Raw genomic sequence first — 18,883 nt, 5'->3', positions numbered from 1 at the left:
GAGATGGAACGATGAAAGTTCGAGCTTCCGTGAAGAAAATGTGCCGTAACTGCAAGATCATTCGTCGCAATGGCGCCGTGCGCGTCATCTGCAGCGAGCCGCGGCACAAGCAGCGTCAGGGCTGAACCTGAAGGCTGTGCTAGACCGGGTGCCGGCATGCCCCTTGCCCTCTGGTAGGGAAAGGGGTATGCTGTTGCGCCTTTTGTAGATGACCAATCGAGCAAGCCGCTCAAATTTCGGAGTAAGCTGATGGCCCGTATTGCAGGCGTCAATATCCCGGACAACAAGCATGCGGCGATCTCGCTGACCTATATCTTCGGGATTGGCCGTACTCGCGCTCAGGAGATCTGTGCCGCGACCGGCATCGCGCCGACCACCAAGATCCAGGAACTGTCCAGCGAAGAGCTGGATGCCCTGCGGTCCGAAGTCGGCAAGTATACCGTTGAAGGTGACCTGCGCCGTGATGTCACGCTGAATATCAAGCGTCTCATGGACCTGGGTTGCTACCGTGGTCTGCGTCATCGTCGTGGTCTTCCGCTGCGTGGTCAGCGTACCAAGACCAATGCGCGTACCCGCAAGGGCCCGCGCAAGCCGATCCGCAAATAACACGCACGTTCTGGCGTAAAGACAGGAAGAAACATCAACATGGCTAACCCGCGTAGCAACCGTAAAAAGGTTAAAAAGCAGGTGGTGGATGCCGTTGCGCATATCCACGCCTCTTTTAACAACACGATCGTGACGATCACAGACCGCCAGGGCAACGCTCTCTCCTGGGCGACTGCCGGTGGTTCGGGTTTTCGTGGTTCTCGCAAGAGCACCCCGTTCGCTGCTCAAGTGGCAAGCGAACGTGCAGCGACCGCTGCAGCCGAGTATGGTGTGAAAAACGTCGACGTGCTGGTCAAGGGCCCCGGTCCTGGCCGTGAATCCGCCGTGCGCGCCCTCAATGCCGCCGGCTTCCGCGTGCAGAGCATCACCGACGCGACGCCCATTCCCCACAATGGCTGCCGTCCGCCGAAGAAACGCCGCGTATAAGGAGACAGATTCATGGCTCGTTACATTGGACCGAAGTGCAAACTGTCTCGTCGTGAGGGGACCGACCTCTTTCTGAAGAGCGGTGTCACTCCCTTCGAGAAGAAGTGCAAATCCGAGCAGATCCCGGGTGTGCACGGCCAGCGCCGTCAGCGTCTTTCCGACTACGGCTTGCAGCTTCGCGAGAAGCAGAAAGTACGCCGCATGTACGGCGTGCTCGAGAAGCAGTTCCGCAACTACTACAAGGAAGCGGCCCGTCTCAAGGGCGCGACCGGCGAGGTGTTGCTGCAGCTTCTCGAATCCCGACTGGACAACGTCGTCTACCGCATGGGCTTCGGCTCGACCCGCTCCGAGGCGCGTCAGCTGGTCAGTCACAAGGCGATCGCCGTGAACGGCCGCACCGTCAACGTGGCTTCCTACCAGGTCAAGCCCGGTGACGTGGTGTCCGTGCGCGAGAAGGCGAAGAACCAGGCGCGTATCCAGAACGCCCTGGCGATCTCCGCCAACCGCGGCGATGTCGCCTGGATCGAAATCGATGCCAAGAAGATGGAAGGCACTTTCAAGGCTCTGCCTGAACGCGGTGACCTGACTGCCGACATCAACGAAAACCTGATCGTCGAGCTGTACTCGAAGTAATCGCCTCCGGGTGATGCCGGGCCCGCGGTGCGGGCCCGGTGACGAGTACCGAGTATCCGTTTGGCAGCCTGAAAGGTGTTCATATGCAGCGTTCAGTGACAGAGTTTCTCCGTCCTCGCGACATCAAGGTCGAAGAAATCAGCGCACATCACGCGAAGATCGTGCTCGAGCCCTTCGAGCGTGGTTTCGGCCACACCCTGGGCAATGCACTGCGTCGCATCCTGCTCTCGTCCATGCCCGGCTGTGCCGTGGTGGAGGCCGAGATCGCCGGTGTCGATCACGAGTACAGCGCGATCGAGGGCGTCCAGGAAGATGTCATCGAGATCCTCCTGAACCTCAAGGACGTGGCGATCAAGATGCACAGCCGCGACGAGGCGGTGCTCTCGCTGAACAAGCAGGGCCCGGCCGTGGTGACCGCGGGTGACATCGCCCTCGACCATGACGTCGAGATCGTCAACCCCGAGCACGTCATCGCCCACGTCAACGAAGGCGCCGAGCTGAAGATGCAGCTCAAGGTGGCGCGCGGCCGCGGCTATGAGCCGGCGGATGCACGCCTCGGTGCCGACGACGAGTCTCGTGCCATCGGTCGCCTGCAGCTGGATGCGACCTTCAGCCCCGTGCGCCGGGTTTCCTACTCGGTCGAGGCCGCGCGTGTCGAACAGCGCACCGACCTCGACAAGCTGATCATCAGCCTGGAGACCGACGGCACCCTGGATCCGGAAGAGGCGATCCGTCGCAGCGCGACCATCCTGCAGGAGCAGCTGGCCGCGTTCGTCGATCTGGAAGCCGACAAGGAACAGGAAGTGGAGGAGGAGGAGGATCACATCGATCCGATCCTGCTGCGCCCCGTAGACGATCTCGAGTTGACCGTCCGCAGTGCCAACTGCCTGAAGGCCGAGAATATCTACTACATCGGCGATCTGATCCAGCGCACCGAGGTGGAGCTGTTGAAGACCCCGAACCTCGGCAAGAAGTCCCTGAACGAGATCAAGGACGTTCTGGCAGCCCGTGGTCTGTCCCTTGGCATGCGGCTGGAGAACTGGCCGCCGGCAAGCCTGAAGGACGACAAGGCCTCCGCGTGAGCGTCGACCCGAGTCCCAGTTTGGTAAGGAATCACAACCATGCGTCATCGTAAGAGTGGTCGTCACCTGAATCGCACGAGCTCGCATCGCCAGGCCATGTTCAAGAACATGAGCGTGTCGCTGATCGAGCACGAAGTGATCAAGACAACCCTGCCCAAGGCCAAGGAGCTGCGTCGCGTCATCGAGCCGCTGATCACCCTGGCCAAGCAGGACAGCGTCGCCAACCGTCGTCTGGCCTTCAGCCGCACCCGCTCGAAGGAAGCGGTCGGCAAGCTCTTCAACGAGCTGGGTCCGCGTTACGTCGAGCGTCCGGGCGGTTACGTCCGTATCCTCAAGTGCGGTTTCCGCACCGGCGACAACGCGCCCATGGCCTTCGTCGAGCTCGTCGATCGTCCGATCGTCGAGGACGAGGACGTCGCCGTCGAGGAGTGATCCCCGGCAGCGGGCTTCGGCCTGGCAGCGCAATAGAAAAACCGGCTCCCGCAAGGGGCCGGTTTTTTTCGCGCGGGGCAAGGCCGGCTGATCTTGGTGCGTGCAACGCTCACACGCTGTGAACCCCTCCCTGGGCGCTCCATTCTTCATCCTTGAAGAATGAGGTTCGCTTTTGCACGCGCCAAGCGCCGGCCTGCACCGGCGTTGGCGAGCGCCGCGCGCAGCTACGCAGTGGTCTCCGGCTCTGCCTGGTGGTGCTCGGCCCGGGCCAGCAGCGGCTTGAGGAAGCGCCCGGTGTGCGAGGCCTCCATGCGGGCGACCTGTTCCGGGGTGCCCTCGGCGATGATCCGCCCGCCGCCGGAGCCGCCCTCGGGGCCGAGGTCGATGAGCCAGTCGGCGGTCTTGATCACGTCGAGGTTGTGCTCGATCACCACGATGGTGTTGCCGTGGTCGCGCAGCCGGTGCAGCACGGTGAGCAGCTGGCGGATGTCCTCGAAGTGCAGGCCGGTGGTCGGTTCGTCGAGGATGTAGAGGGTCTTGCCGGTGTCGCGCTTGGCCAGCTCGCGGGCCAGCTTGACCCGCTGGGCCTCGCCGCCAGACAGCGTCGTGGCGCTCTGGCCCAGGCGGATATACGACAGGCCCACATCCATCAGCGTCTGCAGGCGCCGGGCGATGGCCGGCACCGGGCTGAAGAATTCCAGCGCCTCCTCGACGGTCATCTCCAGTACCTCGTGGATGCTCTTGCCCTTGTAGGCGATCTCCAGGGTCTCGCGGTTGTAGCGCTTACCCTTGCAGACGTCGCAGGGCACGTAGATGTCGGGCAGGAAGTGCATCTCGACCTTGATCATGCCCTCGCCCTGGCACGCCTCGCAGCGCCCGCCCTTGACGTTGAACGAGAAGCGGCCCGGCTTGTAGCCCCGCGAGCGGGCCTCCTGGGTGCCGGCGAACAGCTCGCGGATCGGCGTGAAGATGCCGGTGTAGGTGGCGGGGTTGGAGCGCGGCGTACGACCGATCGGGCTCTGGTCGATGTCGATCACCTTGTCGAGCTGATTCAGGCCCTCGATGCGCTCATGGGCCTCCGGCGTCAGGCTGGTGGCCTTGTTGAGTTCGCGGGCGGCGATCGGCATCAGGGTGCCGTTGATCAGCGTCGACTTGCCGGAGCCGGAGACCCCGGTGACGCAGATGAACAGCCCGAGCGGCACGGTCAGGGTGACGTCCTGCAGGTTGTTGCCGGTGGCGCCGACCAGGCGCAGCACCTTCTCCGGGTTGCCGGGGATGCGCCAGGGTGGCACCTCGATGCGGCGGGTGCCGGCCAGGTACTGGCCGGTCAGCGATGCCGGGGTGGCCATGATCTGCTCGGGGGTGCCCTGGGCGACGATGCGGCCGCCGTGGACCCCGGCGCCGGGTCCGATGTCGAGCACGTGGTCGGCGGCGCGGATGGCATCCTCGTCGTGTTCGACCACGATCACGGTATTGCCCAGGTCGCGCAGGTGCTCGAGGGTCTTGAGCAGGCGATCGTTGTCGCGCTGGTGGAGGCCGATGGAGGGTTCGTCGAGGATGTACATCACCCCCACCAGGCCGGCGCCGATCTGGCTGGCCAGGCGGATGCGCTGGGCCTCCCCGCCGGAGAGGGTGTCGGCGCTGCGCTCCAGGTTGAGGTAGTCGAGCCCGACGTTGACCAGGAACTCGAGGCGGGCGTGGATCTCGTTGATGATCTTGACCGCGATCTCGCCCCTGCGGCCGGGCAGCGTGAGCTCCCTGAAGTAGCGCAGGGCCTCGCCGATCGGCAGGTGGACGATTTCCGGCAGGGGGCGGTCGTCGATATAGACGTGCCGCGATTCCTTGCGCAGGCGCGAACCGTGGCAGGTCGGGCAGGGCTGCACGGCGACGTAGCGGGCCAGCTCCTCGCGGACCATGCTCGACTCGGTCTCGCGGTAGCGGCGCTGCATGTTGGGCAGCACCCCCTCGAAGGGGTGCTCGCGGGTCACCTTGCGGCCGCGGTCGTTGACGTAGTGGAAGGCGATCTCGTCGCTGCCACTGCCGTGGAGGATGATCTCGCGCTCGTGGCGGGCGAGGTCCTGCCAGGGGGTCTCCAGGGTGAAGCGATAGTGCTCGGCCACCGACTGCAGCTGGTTGAAGTAGTAGACGCTGCGGCGATCCCAGCCCTTGATCACGCCCTCGGCCAGGGACAGCCCGGGGTGGCTGATCAGCTTGTCCGGGTCGAAGAACTGCTGCACGCCCAGGCCGTCGCAGGTGGGGCAGGCGCCGGCCGGGTTGTTGAAGGAGAACATGCGCGGCTCGAGCTCGGCGATGGAGTAGCCGCACACCGGGCAGGCGAAGCGCGCCGAGAAGTTGATGTCCTCCTGCTCGCCGTCCATGAAATGGATCACGGCGACGCCGTCGGCCAGGTTCAGGGCGGTCTCGAAGGATTCCGCCAGGCGCTGGGCCAGGCCCTCGCGCACCTTGATGCGGTCGACCACCACGCTGATGTCGTGCTTGCGGTTCTTGTCCAGCGGGGCGATATCATCGAGCTCCAGCACCTGGCCATCGACCATGGCGCGTACGAAGCCCTGGGCGCGGAGTTCGGCGAGCAGCTGCAGGTGCTCGCCCTTGCGCCCCTTGACCACGGGAGCGAGCAGCATCAACTTGCTGCCCTCGGGCAGGGCCAGCACCTGGTCGACCATCTGCGAGATGGTCTGGGCCTCGAGGTCCTCGCCGTGCTCCGGGCAGCGCGGCGTGCCGGCACGGGCGAACAGCAGGCGCAGGTAGTCGTAGATCTCGGTGATGGTGCCCACCGTGGAGCGCGGGTTGTGGGAGGTGGACTTCTGCTCGATGGAGATCGCCGGCGAGAGGCCCTCGATATGGTCGACGTCGGGCTTCTCCATCATCGACAGGAACTGCCGGGCATAGGTGGAGAGCGACTCCACGTAGCGTCGCTGGCCCTCGGCGTAGAGGGTATCGAAGGCCAGCGACGACTTCCCGGAGCCGGAGAGCCCGGTGACCACGATCAGGGCGTCGCGGGGCAGTTCCACATCGATCTGCTTGAGGTTGTGGGTGCGGGCACCCCTGACCAGAATCCTGTCCATTCCCACCTCGAGACGCACGGCAAAGGCTCGATTATACGTCCACCGCCGCATCACCGGCAAAAGCGTTGCCGGCGAGCGGCTTTCCCTGGGGGGCGGCGAGCCGCTAGAATGTGCGGTCCACCAACGGGTAGACGATGCCCGCTCACGGAATGCCGAAAACCCTATGCGAAAGGTCACTGGACTGCTGTTAGCCACCGAACGGCGCGCCATCGCCGGCCTAGCCGGCCTCTATGCCACGCGCATGCTGGGGCTGTTCATGGTGTTGCCGGTCCTGGCGCTGTATGCCGACGACCTGGCCGGCGCCACGCCACTGCTGGTGGGCCTGGCGCTGGGTATCTACGGGCTGACCCAGGCGGTGTTGCAGATTCCCTTCGGCCTGCTCTCCGATCGCCTCGGTCGCAAGCCGGTGATCGCCGCCGGGCTGCTGCTGTTCCTGCTCGGCAGCGTGGTCGCTGCCCAGGCGGACAGCATCGGCGGGGTGGTGCTGGGGCGCTGCCTGCAGGGCAGCGGGGCGGTGGCCGCGGCGATCATGGCATTGCTCGCCGATCAGACCCGCGAGCAGATCCGCACCGCGGCCATGGCGACCATCGGCCTGTCGATCGGCGTGGCCTTCGCCGTGGCCATGGTGCTCGGGCCCTGGCTGGCGTCGTGGCAGGGGTTGTCGGCGGTGTTCTGGTTCACCGCGCTGCTCGCCGTCCTCGGGCTGGTGGTGCTGTGGAAGCTGGTACCGCCGGCGCCACGCCGGTTGCGCCACCGCGACGTGGGGCTCGACCGTGACCAGTGGCGGGCGATCGTCGCCCGCAGCGACCTGTGGCGGATGGACCTGTCGATCTTCGCCCTGCACCTGATCCTGATGGCGATCTTCGTCGCCGTGCCCTTCCGGTTGCTGGAGGCGGGCATCGCCCTCGAGCGCCATGGGCTGACCTACCTGGGGATCATGGTGCTGGCCTTCGCCTTCATGGTGCCGCTGGTGATCGTCGCCGAGAAGCAGCGACGCATGAAGGCCATGTGCCTGCTGGCGATCGCTGCCATCACCCTTAGCCTGGGCGGGCTGGCGGGGCTCGCCGCGGGGTGGTGGGGGCTGTTCGGCTGGTTGTTGCTGTTCTTCACCGCGTTCAACCTGCTCGAGGCCACGCTGCCCTCGATGCTCAGCAAGCTGGCCCCGGCCGGGGCCAAGGGCACCGCCATGGGCATCTATTCCACCAGCCAGTTTCTCGGCGCCTTCCTGGGCGGGGTGCTGGGCGGTTTCCTGGCCCAGCAGTGGGGGCTGTCGGCGGTCTTTCTCGGTTGTGCCCTGCTCGGCCTGGTGTGGTTGGCGCTAATGGCCGGCATGACGGCCCCCCGGCACCTCTCCAGCGAGGTGGTGGCGCTGGAGGGCGAGCCCCATGGCGACGCGCTGGAGACGCTGATGGCGCATCTCGCCGAGGTGGCCGGGGTCGAGGACGTGCTGGTGGTGCCCGAGGAGCGGCTGGCCTACCTCAAGGTGGATCGCCAGCGCCTCGACGAGGAGGCCCTGACGCGGCTGATTGAGTCACGGAGGGGCCACAGCGACGCCTGAGCGGCGTATGATCTGACACAGGGCGCCGTTCGCGCCACGCATTCCACCGCATCACGAATTCACGACAGCAAGGAGTCCCACATGGCCCGCGGCGTCAACAAGGTCATTCTCATCGGCAACCTGGGGCAGGATCCGGAAGTTCGCTTCATGCCGTCCGGCAATCCGGTCGCCAACCTGCGCCTCGCCACCACCGATACCTGGACGGACCGCCAGAGCGGCCAGCGCCAGGAGCGTACCGAATGGCACACGGTGGTGATGTTCAACAAGCTCGCCGAGATTGCCCAGCAGTACCTCAAGAAAGGGGCGCGCATCTACATCGAGGGGCGGCTGCAGACCCGCAAGTGGCAGGGCCAGGACGGCCAGGACCGCTACAGCACCGAGATCGTCGCCAACGACATGCAGATGCTCGATTCCCGCAGCGGCGGTGACTTCCAGGGTGGCGGCACGGCCCAGCAGGGCGGCGGCATGGCCCAGCAGGGCGGCGGTTATCCGGGCGGGCAGCCGCCGCCCCAGGGCGGCTACGGCAATGCGGCCCAGCAGGGTGGCGGCTTCGGCGGTGGCCAGCCCCAGCAGCGCCCGGCTCCGCAGCCGGCACCGGCGCCCCAGCAGGGCGGCGGCCAGCAGGGCGGCAACTATGGTGCTCCCGATCCGGGCAGCTTCGATGACTTCGACGACGAGATCCCGTTCTGAATGAGCTGCAACTGATGCCCGGGCGGCGTTGGAACCCGAAGGAGACGCCGTGAAGCTGCTGATACTCGATGCCGGCCACTGCCTGAGCCTGGCGCTGGTCCGGGAGGCCAGCCGACGTAGCGATACCGAACTGGTCATCGAGGTGGGCCTCGCGCTCGACGCGGGGCGGCTCGAGGAGATCGCCCCCGATGCCCTGGTGATTCCGCCCCTGGCGCGGCCGATCAGTGCCGAGCCGGCCGCCGTCACCGCCCATGCCGAGGCGGTGGAGGCGTGCATGGAGGCCTGTCTGGCGGCCGACGTGCCGCTGGTGTGGTGCGTCTCCGACCAGCTCTACCAGGATGGCTTCGAGGCGCCGATCGACGAGCATGTCATCCCCGCCCCGCGGGATGAGAGCCTGCGCCGGCTGGTCGCCACCGGCGCTCGTATCCGCGCCGAGCACCCGCGGCACCTGATCGTGCGGCTGGGGCCGCTGTTCGCCCTGGAGGGCAGCAACGCCTGGCTGAATGAGCTGATCGATACCCTGGTGGCGGGGGGAGAGCTGCGCGGCGAGTCCGACGTGACCTTCTGCCCGACCTCGGCGGATGCCGTGGCCATGGCGTTGATCGGCATGCTCCAGCAGCAGCACTGCGGTGCCGGTGCCTGGGGCAGCTACCACCTGGCCGGTACCGAGCCGGTCAGCGCCTACACCTTCATCTCCATGGTGCGCACCCAGTTGGCGACCCGCCTGGAGGGCCGTGGCGAGCGCCTCGAACTGGGCGGCGTCAAGGCGCTGCACCACCACCACGACCAGCCGTTGCGCCGGGTGCTCAACTGTCGTCGGGTGCTGGCGGTGTTCGGCGTGCACCAGAAACCCTGGCGGCTGGAGCTGGGGCGCATGCTGGATGCCTGGTGCCGGGCCAACGACCGCAGCCGCTCCGACGCGGAGGTCGAGGAGTGACCATGAACGTGCTGCGTAGCCTGCTGTTCTATGCCGGTTATTTTCTGGCCATGTTGGTCTGCGGGGTGTTGTTCCTGCCGGTATCGCCCCTGCTGCCGCTGGCCAAGCGCTACCGGCTGCTCAATCTCTACAACCACTTCATCATCGCCTGGTTCCGCCTCGCCTGCGGGGTGCGCTACGACGTTCGCGGGCGCGAGCGGTTGCCCGAGGGGCCCTGCGTGATCCTGGCCAATCACCAGTGTGAATGGGAGACGGTCTACCTGCAGCTGATCAAGCCGCCGGTGTGCACGGTGCTCAAGCGCGAGCTACTCAACATTCCACTGTTCGGCTGGGGGCTGCGCCTGCTGCACCCCATCGCCCTGGATCGCTCGAAGCCGGCCCGGGCCATGCGACAGGTGCTCAGCCAGGGCAGGACGCGCCTGGAGGAGGGGCTGTCGGTGCTGATCTTTCCCGAGGGCACCCGGGTGGCACCGGGGAGCCGCAAGCGCTACAACAAGAGCGGTGCGGTGATCGCCTGTCGGGCGGGCAGGCCGGTGGTGCCGGTGGCCCACAATGCCGGCGAGCGCTGGCCGGGCAGGCACTGGGTGAAGAACCCCGGGCGGCTCTCGCTGGTGATCGGCGAGCCCATCGAGACCGTCGGGCGCTCGCCCGAGGAGGTGCTGGTCGAGGTGGAGGCGTGGATCGAGGCGCGGCTCGTGGAGATCTCCGAGGTGCCCCGGCCGCCGGTGCCGGAAGCGGCCCCGGCGGCCGAGAAGCCGATGGCCTGACGCACCGCTCGCCGGTGGTCACGACGCAAGAGGCGCCCCAAGGGGCGCCTCTTGCGTATCGGCCCGGCTCCGCCGGGTCAGTCGCGGAACTTCTCCAGCACCAGGCAGGCGTTGGTGCCGCCGAAGCCGAAGCTGTTGGAGAGCACGCGTTCGACCTTCACGCCGTCGCGTCGCGTCGTGACGATGTCGAAGCCGTCGGCCTGCTCGTCGAGGGTCTCGACGTTGGCGGAGGCGGCGATGAAGTCGTTCTCCATCATCAGCAGCGAGTAGATCGCCTCCTGCACGCCGGTGGCCCCCAGGGAGTGGCCGGTCAGCGACTTGGTGGAACTCATCGCCGGGGTGCTGTCGCCGAACACCTCGCGGATCGCCTTGAGCTCGGCGACATCGCCCACCGGGGTGGAGGTGCCGTGGGTGTTGATGTAGTCGATCTCGCCGTCCACGGTGGCCAGCGCCTGACGCATGCAGCGTGACGCACCCTCGCCGGAGGGCGCGACCATGTCGTGGCCGTCGGAGGTGGCGCCGTAGCCGGTCACCTCGGCGTAGATCCTGGCGCCGCGGGCACGCGCGTGCTCGAGCTCCTCGAGCACCAGCATGCCGCCGCCACCGGCGATGACGAAGCCGTCGCGGGCCTTGTCGTAGGGCCGCGAGGCCTTGTCGGGGGTGTCATTGTAGTGGGTTGACAACGCCCCCATGGCGTCGAACAGGCACGACAGGGTCCAGTGTTCCTCCTCGCCGCCACCGGCGAAGACCACGTCCTGCTTGCCCATCTGGATCTGCTCCATGGCGCTGCCGATGCAGTGGGCCGAGGTGGCGCAGGCCGAGGAGATCGAGTAGTTGACGCCCTTGATCCTGAACGGCGTGGCCAGGCAGGCGGAGACGGTGCTGCCCATGGTGCGGGTGACCCGGTAGGGGCCGACTCGGCGCAGGCCCTTCTCGCGCATCACGTCGGCGGCTTCGACCTGGTTGGCGCTGGAGGCGCCGCCGGAGCCGGCGATCAGGCCGGTGCGCTCATCGGAGACCTGCTCCGGGGTGAGGCCGGCGTCCTCGATGGCCTGGGCCATGGCAACATAGGCGTAGGCCGCGGCGTCGCCCATGAAACGCCGCAGCTTGCGGTCGATCAGGGCATCGAGGTCGATGTCGACGCTGCCGGCCACCTGGCTGCGAAAGCCGCGCTCGGCGTACTCCTCCTTGAAGCGAATGCCGGAACGCCCCGCCTTGAGCGCCTCGAGAACCTGTTGCCGGTCGTTGCCCAGGCAGGACACGATGCCCAGGCCGGTGACTACCACTCGTCGCATGGAAGCCTCCTGATCAGAAGTTCGCGGTGGAGGTGAACAGGCCGACGCGCAGGTCATTGGCCTGATAGATGTCGCGGCCATCGACGGACACGGTGCCGTCGGCCATGCCGAGGATCAAGCGCCGGGTGATGATGCGCTTGATGTTGATCCGGTAGGTGACCTTCTCTGCTTCGGGAAGGATCTGGCCGGTGAACTTGACCTCGCCGCAGCCCAGCGCCCGGCCACGCCCCGGGTGGCCCAGCCAGCCCAGATAGAAGCCGACCAGCTGCCACATGGCATCGAGGCCCAGGCAGCCGGGCATCACCGGGTCGCCGGGGAAGTGGCAGTCGAAGAACCACAGGTCGGGACGGATATCCAGCTCGGCGATCAGCTCGCCCTTGCCGTGATCGCCGCCGTCTTCGTAGATGCGCGTGATGCGGTCGAGCATCAGCATGTTGGGGGCCGGCAACTGCGCGTTGCCCGGGCCGAACAGCTCGCCGCGTGAGCAGGCCAGCAGTTCTTCGCGATCAAAGGAGTGTTGCTTGGTCACTGAGTCATTCCGTGAGTCGACATTGTTGTATGCCGCGAACGGCATGCTGCCGCCGAGCGGCCCGACTAGTCTACTGTCCGTGGCCCGGGAATGCACGCCGGGCCGCAGGCGTTGAAACTCGCCGGCCCTCGCCGGGTTACAGTTATGCGGCCGGCGGCCGATATCGGGTGGTACGAATATACCGCCCGCGCCAGGCGCGATGCCATCCACCCGCCCGAGCCGAGTCTTCCCCATGTGGCCAGCCTTCTCGCTCAACCGCCCGCTGCTCTGGACCGGCCTCGCCGCCCTGTCGGCGAGTATCTGGCTGCCCGGCGTCGCCCTGCGCCTGGCGGCCGCCTCCCTGGTGGCGCTGGGGCTGATGGACGCCTGGCGACAGGTGCGCCTGGAGCACCAGCGTGCCCGGCTGGGCCAGGATGCCCTGGCGCTGTCGGAGGACGGGGTGATCATCACCGACGCCGACAACCGCATCCAGGCGGTCAACCCCGCCTTCACCCGCATCACCGGCTACACCGCCGAGGAGGTGCGCGGCCGCAACGCCACCACCCTTTCCGCCCCGCGCCACGACAAGGCCTTCTTCGAGCGCTACTGGCAGACCCTGCGCAGTACCGGGCGCTGGGAGGGGGAGATCTGGAACCGGCGCAAGCATGGCGACGAGTACCCCGAGTGGCTGCGGGTCCGGGCGGTCAGCGACGAGCAGGGGCGCATCACTCACCACGTCTGCCTGTTCACCGACATCTCGCTGCACAAGGCCCGGGAGCGGGACCTGCGTCGCATCGGCTTCGAGGATCCGCTCACCGGCCTGCCCAACCGTCGCCGCCTGCATGACCTGCTCGACTCCCGGCTGCGCCACCTGCGGGCCGGCGAGAGCCTGGACATGGCGCTGATCGACATCGACGGCTTCAAGTCGATCAACGACGGCCTGGGGGTGGAGATGGGTGACCGCCTGCTGGCGCGCTTCGGCCAGCGGCTCGCCGGCCACGTGGCCGGCGGCGTGGTAGGCCGCCTCGGTGGCGACGAGTTCATGGTGATCCGCACCACCACCTTCGACGACCATGACAACTGGATTGCCGGCCTCCAGGCCCACCTGGGCGAGCCCTTCGAGATCGAGGGGCACTCGCTGCGCTTCGGCCTGACCATCGGCAGCTGCCGGGCGCCCGAGGACGGCCGCGAGTCCGGCGTGCTCTTCCAGCGGCTGGAGTCGGCGCTCTATGCCGCCAAGCGCCATGGGCGCAATCACAGCCAGCGCTTCCGGCCGGCGCTGGACATGCAGGACAGCCCTCAGCTGGGGCTGGTCAACGAGCTGCGCCATGCGCTGGCCACCGGCACCCAACTGGAGCTCCACTACCAGGGGCAGCATCACCTGGCGGATGGTGCCCTGGTCGGCCTCGAGGCGCTGCTGCGCTGGCGTCATCCGCGGGACGGCATGATCTCGCCGGCGGACTTCATCCCGCTGGCCGAGCGCCACGGCCTGATGGCCTCGCTGGGCAACTGGGTGATCGACCAGGCGCTGGCGCAACTGGCGCGCTGGCGGCGTCTCGGCATGCCCGAGGTGCCGGTGTGGATCAACGTCTCGGCGCTGCAGATGTTCCAGGGCGAGCTGGAATCGGCGCTGGCCGCCGGGCTCGCCAGGCACGGCATATCGGCCGAACGGCTCGGCCTGGAGATCACCGAGTCGGTGCTGCTCGACGAGCGGGCCGGCGATATCGCCCCGCGCCTCGGCGTGCTGCGCGAGCGTGGCCACCCCATCGCCATCGATGACTTCGGCACCGGCTATTCGTCGCTGGGCTACCTCAAGAAGCTGCCGCTGGACAAGCTCAAGCTCGACCGCGCCTTCATCAAGGCCCTGCCCGACGATCGGGCCGACGCGGCCATCGTCGGCGCGGTGCTGGCCATGGCGAGGGGGCTCGAGCTCGAGGTGATCGCCGAAGGGGTGGAAACGATCGCCCAGCGCGACTTCCTGCGGGCGGCGGGCTGCTCCCTGGTGCAGGGCTTCCTCTATGCCCGTCCGCTGCCGGCGGAGCGGCTCGAGGCGCAGTGGCAGGAGCACGAGTCGGCCGGAGGCTCGCCGGACGGCGCCCGGGTGGCGGCGGAAGCGACCGCCTAGCCTCCGGCGCGGCGATGGCCAGACGGGGGTGGCCCTGCCGGTCACACGGCCCCGGTCTGCGGGGCCGGTCGTGCGCCGGGCTTGGCCAGCAGCAGGTGGCAGGTGCCGATGGTGCGCTCGAGGAAGCCCCCCTCGCAGTAGCAGAGATAGTAGCGCCACATGCGGATGAAACGCTCGTCGTAGCCGAGCCTGCGTACGGTCTCCAGGTTGGCCTCGAAGCGGTGGCGCCACTCGCGCAGGGTGCGGGCGTAGTGCAGGCCGATCTCGTCCAGCGCCAGCACGTTGAGCGAAGTGCGCCGGGCCAGGCCGTCGAGGATGGCGCGGTGCGAGGGCAGGAAGCCACCGGGGAAGATGTAGCGCTTGATGAAGTCCATCTCGCGCTTGGCCGCCTCGAAGCGCTGGTCGCGGATGGTGATGGCCTGCAGCATGGCCAGGCCGTCGTCGCCGAGCAGCCGGTCGAGGGTCGCCAGGTAGGTATCCAGGTAGTGATGGCCCACCGCCTCGATCATCTCCACCGAGATCAGCCGGTCGTAGCGCCCCGTGAGCTCCCGGTAGTCCTGGCGAAGCAGGGTGATCCGTTCGCCCAGGCCCTCGGCCTCGATGCGCCGGGCGGTGTGGGCGTACTGCGCCTCGGAGATGGTGGTGGTGGTGACCCGGCAACCCCGGGTCTTCGCCGCGTGGATGGCCAGCCCGCCCCAGCCGGTGCCGATCTCCAGCAGGTGGTGGCCGGGGTGCACGTCGAGCCGGTCGAGCATCAGCTCGAGCTTGTGGGTCGAGGCCTCCTCCAGGCTGGCCTCGGGGTGGGGGAAGACCGCGCTGGAGTACATCCAGTGCTGCCGGTCGAGGAAGGTGGCGAAGAGGTCGTTGCCGATATCGTAGTGGGCCGCGATGTGACGGCGGGCCCCCTGGCGGGTGTTGCGCTGCAGGGCGTGCAGCGCGCCGAGCAGCCAGCGCCCCAGGCGGGCGGTGCCGTTCTCCAGCTCACCGTTGACCCGCTCCAGGTTGATCGCGAACAGCCGGATCAGCGCCACCAAGTCATCGGCGTCCCAGTCGCCGTCCATGTAGGCCTCGGCGGCGCCCACGGTACCGCCCAGCGCGACACGCTTCCAGACCCGGCTGTCGCGTATCACCAGGGTCACGGCGAGATCGCCGCCCTGGCCCAGGCGATGGCGCTGATGCCCCTCGATCAGGGTGATGTCACCCCCCTCCAGGCGGTCGAGCCGGGCCAGCAGGCGCGGCTTCAGCCAGCGGGTCGGGCGATCGGCATCGGCCGGGACCGGGCGGGCTGGGGTGGCGGAGCGAAGCGTATTCACGACGAGGTCTCCTCGCGACGGGGGTGGTCATGGACGGGCACACGCTTGAGCCAGAGCCGGAGCGCCTCGAAGTGGATGCCGGCGAGGGTCTTGGCGCTCATCCAGGGCTGGCGGGCCAGGGTCGCGAGCAGCACGCGGCGGGTCGCCGGCCGGCCTTCGAGCGTCAGGGTGGCGTCGAAGTGGCGCTGCCCCGCCTGCCAGGTCTCCATGTGCATCGCCAGCCGCTCGCCCGGGGTGGTGAAGCGCCAGCGGTAGCTCATGTCCATGGGGTGGAAGGGCGAGACGTGCAGCGTCTTGGCGAACTCGGCGGTGTGGGCATGGCGGTGCGGCGACACCGCGCAGGCGTAGCGGGCGCGTTCTCCCCAGGGGGTGTTGGTCACCTCGCCGAGCACGGCGCACAGCTCGCCGTGGGCATCGTAGGCGTAATAGAGCGAGAGCGGGGTGAAGCCGACCCCCAGGGTGCGCAACTGGGTGAGCAGGCAGATGCGCCCATCGGGGGCGAAGCCGAGCCGGCGCGCCAGTTCCTCGCGCACCGCGTCATCGAGTGGCCGGTCGTGGGGGGCGAGATAGTCCTCGCGGCGGAAGCGGGCCAGGGCCGGGCGCCGGGCGCTGAAGCCGGGCACGCCATCGAACAGCTCGGGCAACTCGTCGAGGTCGAGCCAGGCCATCCATACCCCGTAGGCGAAGGCATGCCGGCGCGGCAGGAAGCGCCGGTGGCGCAGGCTGCCACGATAGATCCGCGAGCGCGGGGCGTCGATCATCCGCAGGCCTCCGGTGCGACGATCCGGCCCACCGGGGGGGCGCCCATGACAGTCGCGCGGGGCGTGTCATCCTCGTCGCAGCCCAGGGCCCGGGCGACGCGCAGGGCGCTCCAGACGCCATCCTCGTGGAAGCCGTAGCGCCAGTAGGCGCCGCAGAAGTGAGTGCGTCGCCCGGGGCCGGAGATCTCGCCGTGACGCGCCTGGGCGGCGTGGCCGGCGAGGGTGAACTGGGGATGGGCATAGGTGAAACGGCCCAGCACCCGGGCCGGGTCGATGGCCTGGCCGTCGTTGAGGGTCACGCAGAAGGTATGCGGGGCGTCCAGGCGCTGCAGGATGTTCATGTCATAGGTCACCGAGACCCGCGCCGCCTCGTCGCGGCCATCGAGACGATAGTTCCAGCTCGCCCAGGCGCGCCGGCGGCGCGGCAGCAGCCGGGTATCGGTGTGCAGCACCACCTCGTTGTCCCGGTAGGGCAGCGCACCGAGCACCTCACGCTCGGCCGGCGTCGGGTCCTCGAGCAGCGCCAGGGCCTGGTCGGCGTGGCAGGCCAGCACCGCCTGGTCGAAGGACTCGTCGCCGGCGGCGGTGCACACCCGCACGCCATGTCGGTCGCGCTGGAGGTGGTGCACCGGCGTGGCCAGGCGGATGCGCTCGGCGTAGGGGGCGGTCAGTGCCGGGATGTAGCTGCGTGAGCCGCCCACCAGGGTGTACCACTGGGGTCGGTCGTCGATCGACAGCAGGCCGTGGTGACCGAAGAAGCGCACGAAGAAGAGCAGCGGGAAGGCGCGCAGGTCGCCGATGCTGGCCGACCAGATGGCCGCCCCCATCGGCAGCAGGTAGCGCTGCTGGAAGTCGGCGCCGTAGCCGCGGGCGTCGAGCCAGGCGCCGAGCGTCATGGCCGGCTCCAGGCCGCCGGCCTCCAGGGCCAGTGTCGCCTCGCGGTTGAAGCGCAGGATGTCGCCCAGCAGGCGGTAGAAGCGCGGGCGCAGCAGGTTGCGGCGCTGGGCGAACAGCGAGGACAGGGTGTGGCCGTTGTATTCGAAGTCCCGGGCCGTCTCGTGCACCGAGAAGCTCATCTCGGTGGCTTGGCTGGCCACGCCGAGCCTCGACAGCAGGCGCCGGAAATGGGGATAGGTCCGGTCGTTGAAGACGATGAAGCCGGTATCGATGGCGTAGTGGCGCCCCTCCAGCGACACATCGATGGTGGCGGTATGGCCGCCCAGGCGCTCGGCGGCCTCGAACAGGGTCACCTCATGGCGACCGGAGAGGTACCAGGCCGCGGCCATGCCGGCGATGCCGCTGCCGATCACGGCGACGCGTTGGGCGCCATTCCGCTGGCGCGACGGCGGGAGGAAGGGGGCGGTCATGGGCGTGGCTCCGGTGCTCCCTGGCCTGCCGCGGCACGGGTCAGGCGCAGGCCGAGACGGTGGCGCAGGCCCGGCGGCAGGATGCCCAGCAGCCGGATCGGCAGGGTGAGGCGGCGTGGGAAGTGGATATCGAGCCGGCGCCTTGCCAGCCCCGTGAGGATCGCGTCGGCGGCCGCCGGGGCGGTGATGCGCATGGGCATGGGGAAGTCGTTACGCGCGGTCAGTGGCGTCTCGACGAAGCCCGGGTGGATCAAACTGATGTCGATGCCCTCGGCATGCAGGTCAAGCCGCAGCGACTCCATGAAGTGGCTGAGCGCCGCCTTGGATGCCCCGTAGGCCGCGGCCCGCGGCAGGGGGAGATAGGCCGAGGCGCTGGAGGTGGCGGCGAGCAGCGGCCGCCCGCCCTCGGCGCGGGCCCGGCGCAGCAGCGGCAGGGCGGCGTCGACACAGTGCAGGGCGCCGAAGAGGTTGGGCGCGAAGACCCGCTCGACGAGGTCCAGGTCGAAATCGCGGGCGTCGAGGTATTCGCAGGTGCCGGCATTGAGGATCACCAAGTCCAGGCCGCCGAAGGCCCCGGCGAGACGCTCCCCGGCCCGTCGCACGGCGGCGCGGTCGCTCACGTCGAGGGGCAGCGGCAGGGCGTCGTCCCGGCCGCCGGCGAGTTCGTCGAGCGCCGACTCGCTGCGAGCGCTCAGGGCGACCCGGTGCCCCTGGGCGAGCAGCCGCTCGGCGAGGGCGCGGCCGATGCCCGAGGTCGCCCCGGTCAGCCAGATGCGCTGCCTGCCATGCCATGCCGTCATGCCTCGCCCCTCGATTGTTGCGCGCCGCCAGGCGCCTCGCTGCATCCCCGGCCGCTCATCGGCCCAGGCGGTGCTTAACCAGTCTCACCGCGCCACCCAGCAACGGCAGGTGCTCGTAGACCAGCGCGCCGGCATCGAAGTAGTCGCGGTGTCGCGCCACCCGGCCGGCGTCCTCCGGTGCGAAGTCCAGCCGCGAGCAGCCCTCCACCGCGATCGTCCGGCCGCCATCGAGTCGCGGGTGCACCAGCTGCATGGTCCAGGTGACGAAGGCGGTGTCGCCCTGGCGTTGCCGGTGGTGAAAGTCGAACCGGCATGATGTGACGTTCTCGTACAGGGTGGTGAAGTAGGCTTCCAGCGCCTCTCGACCCTCGATGCGGTGCAGGGGGTCGACGAAGGATACGTCGCCTGTGTAGAACATGTATAGCTTTTTTGTACATGTTTTGTCTAGTTTATTGAAGAAGGCGCAGAAGGCCTCCAGGGCGGGGTCCCGGTGCATG

19 protein-coding genes are annotated in these 18,883 nt (G+C 68.2%); 11 read left to right on the top strand and 8 right to left on the bottom strand.

What is annotated here, in order from left to right; all coding sequences use genetic code 11:
• The first annotated feature begins 11 nt into the window (after positions 1–11).
• The 6 genes from rpmJ to rplQ all read left to right on the top strand — a co-directional run bounded on the left by rpmJ (position 12) and on the right by rplQ (position 3,179).
• Positions 12–125, top strand: coding sequence for a 50S ribosomal protein L36 (gene rpmJ, locus C1H66_RS04630; RefSeq protein WP_008959154.1), 114 nt, complete (start codon positions 12–14; stop codon positions 123–125).
• Between the two features lie 124 nt (positions 126–249).
• Positions 250–606, top strand: a complete 357-nt coding sequence (gene rpsM, locus C1H66_RS04625) for a 30S ribosomal protein S13 (protein ID WP_102626742.1) — start codon at positions 250–252, stop codon at positions 604–606.
• A gap of 39 nt (positions 607–645) precedes the next feature.
• Positions 646–1,032, top strand: a complete 387-nt coding sequence (gene rpsK / locus C1H66_RS04620; RefSeq protein WP_009723883.1) for a 30S ribosomal protein S11 — start codon at positions 646–648, stop codon at positions 1,030–1,032.
• A 12-nt stretch (positions 1,033–1,044) separates the two neighbouring features.
• Positions 1,045–1,665, top strand: coding sequence for a 30S ribosomal protein S4 (gene rpsD / locus C1H66_RS04615; protein WP_102626741.1), 621 nt, complete (start codon positions 1,045–1,047; stop codon positions 1,663–1,665).
• Positions 1,666–1,748: 83 nt separating this feature from the next.
• Complete coding sequence (locus C1H66_RS04610; protein WP_102626740.1) at positions 1,749–2,747, top strand: DNA-directed RNA polymerase subunit alpha; 999 nt, start codon at positions 1,749–1,751, stop codon at positions 2,745–2,747.
• Between the two features lie 39 nt (positions 2,748–2,786).
• Positions 2,787–3,179, top strand: a complete 393-nt coding sequence (gene rplQ / locus C1H66_RS04605; protein ID WP_102626739.1) for a 50S ribosomal protein L17 — start codon at positions 2,787–2,789, stop codon at positions 3,177–3,179.
• A gap of 224 nt (positions 3,180–3,403) precedes the next feature.
• On the opposite strand, the gene uvrA is transcribed toward rplQ, so the two are convergent.
• On the bottom strand, positions 3,404–6,265 hold the full coding sequence (gene uvrA / locus C1H66_RS04600; protein WP_102626738.1) for an excinuclease ABC subunit UvrA: 2,862 nt from the start codon (positions 6,263–6,265) through the stop codon (positions 3,404–3,406).
• Positions 6,266–6,428: 163 nt separating this feature from the next.
• Between uvrA and C1H66_RS04595 the strand changes: the two genes are divergently transcribed.
• The 4 genes from C1H66_RS04595 (at position 6,429) to C1H66_RS04580 (ending at position 10,217) form a co-directional block, all read left to right on the top strand.
• Positions 6,429–7,823 carry an MFS transporter gene (locus C1H66_RS04595; RefSeq protein ID WP_102626737.1) on the top strand — a complete coding sequence of 465 codons (1,395 nt, stop codon included), beginning with the start codon at positions 6,429–6,431 and terminating at the stop codon, positions 7,821–7,823.
• Between the two features lie 81 nt (positions 7,824–7,904).
• Positions 7,905–8,513, top strand: a complete 609-nt coding sequence (gene ssb, locus C1H66_RS04590) for a single-stranded DNA-binding protein (RefSeq protein ID WP_102626736.1) — start codon at positions 7,905–7,907, stop codon at positions 8,511–8,513.
• Positions 8,514–8,562: 49 nt separating this feature from the next.
• Positions 8,563–9,450, top strand: coding sequence for a sugar nucleotide-binding protein (locus tag C1H66_RS04585; RefSeq protein ID WP_102626735.1), 888 nt, complete (start codon positions 8,563–8,565; stop codon positions 9,448–9,450).
• 2 nt (positions 9,451–9,452) lie between these two features.
• Positions 9,453–10,217: a lysophospholipid acyltransferase family protein gene (locus tag C1H66_RS04580; RefSeq protein ID WP_102626734.1), complete on the top strand. Its 765-nt coding sequence runs from the start codon at positions 9,453–9,455 to the stop codon at positions 10,215–10,217.
• Between the two features lie 77 nt (positions 10,218–10,294).
• On the opposite strand, the gene fabB is transcribed toward C1H66_RS04580, so the two are convergent.
• Together fabB and fabA are read right to left on the bottom strand one after the other, a co-directional pair.
• The gene (fabB, locus tag C1H66_RS04575; RefSeq protein ID WP_102626733.1) at positions 10,295–11,512 is read right to left on the bottom strand and encodes a beta-ketoacyl-ACP synthase I; all 1,218 of its coding nucleotides are present in this window, start codon (positions 11,510–11,512) and stop codon (positions 10,295–10,297) included.
• A 13-nt stretch (positions 11,513–11,525) separates the two neighbouring features.
• On the bottom strand, positions 11,526–12,041 hold the full coding sequence (fabA, locus tag C1H66_RS04570; protein WP_102626732.1) for a 3-hydroxyacyl-[acyl-carrier-protein] dehydratase FabA: 516 nt from the start codon (positions 12,039–12,041) through the stop codon (positions 11,526–11,528).
• A gap of 232 nt (positions 12,042–12,273) precedes the next feature.
• On the opposite strand from fabA, the gene C1H66_RS04565 reads away from it, so the two are divergent.
• Positions 12,274–14,145: a putative bifunctional diguanylate cyclase/phosphodiesterase gene (locus tag C1H66_RS04565; protein WP_102626731.1), complete on the top strand. Its 1,872-nt coding sequence runs from the start codon at positions 12,274–12,276 to the stop codon at positions 14,143–14,145.
• Between the two features lie 41 nt (positions 14,146–14,186).
• Here C1H66_RS04565 and C1H66_RS04560 read toward each other — a convergent pair whose 3' ends face one another.
• Genes C1H66_RS04560 through C1H66_RS04540 form a run of 5 tightly spaced genes read right to left on the bottom strand, consistent with a single transcriptional unit; the run spans position 14,187 to position 18,882 of the window.
• Positions 14,187–15,458 carry an SAM-dependent methyltransferase gene (locus C1H66_RS04560; protein ID WP_102626730.1) on the bottom strand — a complete coding sequence of 424 codons (1,272 nt, stop codon included), beginning with the start codon at positions 15,456–15,458 and terminating at the stop codon, positions 14,187–14,189.
• On the bottom strand, positions 15,455–16,219 hold the full coding sequence (locus tag C1H66_RS04555; RefSeq protein WP_102626729.1) for a DUF1365 domain-containing protein: 765 nt from the start codon (positions 16,217–16,219) through the stop codon (positions 15,455–15,457). The genes C1H66_RS04560 and C1H66_RS04555 overlap by 4 nt, the downstream gene beginning before the upstream one ends.
• A complete protein-coding gene (locus C1H66_RS04550; RefSeq protein ID WP_102626728.1) occupies positions 16,216–17,586 on the bottom strand; it encodes an NAD(P)/FAD-dependent oxidoreductase in 1,371 nt (456 codons plus the stop codon). The genes C1H66_RS04555 and C1H66_RS04550 overlap by 4 nt, the downstream gene beginning before the upstream one ends.
• Positions 17,583–18,386, bottom strand: a complete 804-nt coding sequence (locus tag C1H66_RS04545; RefSeq protein ID WP_102626727.1) for an SDR family NAD(P)-dependent oxidoreductase — start codon at positions 18,384–18,386, stop codon at positions 17,583–17,585. The genes C1H66_RS04550 and C1H66_RS04545 overlap by 4 nt, the downstream gene beginning before the upstream one ends.
• A 55-nt stretch (positions 18,387–18,441) precedes the next feature.
• Entirely contained in the window at positions 18,442–18,882 is a 441-nt protein-coding gene (locus tag C1H66_RS04540) for a nuclear transport factor 2 family protein (protein WP_102626726.1), read from the bottom strand.
• Between the last annotated feature and the right edge of the window lies 1 nt (position 18,883).

This window comes from Halomonas heilongjiangensis (assembly GCF_002879645.1).
GTDB classification, from domain to species: domain Bacteria; phylum Pseudomonadota; class Gammaproteobacteria; order Pseudomonadales; family Halomonadaceae; genus Halomonas; species Halomonas heilongjiangensis.
This window is presented reverse-complemented; position numbering and strand designations above follow the sequence as displayed.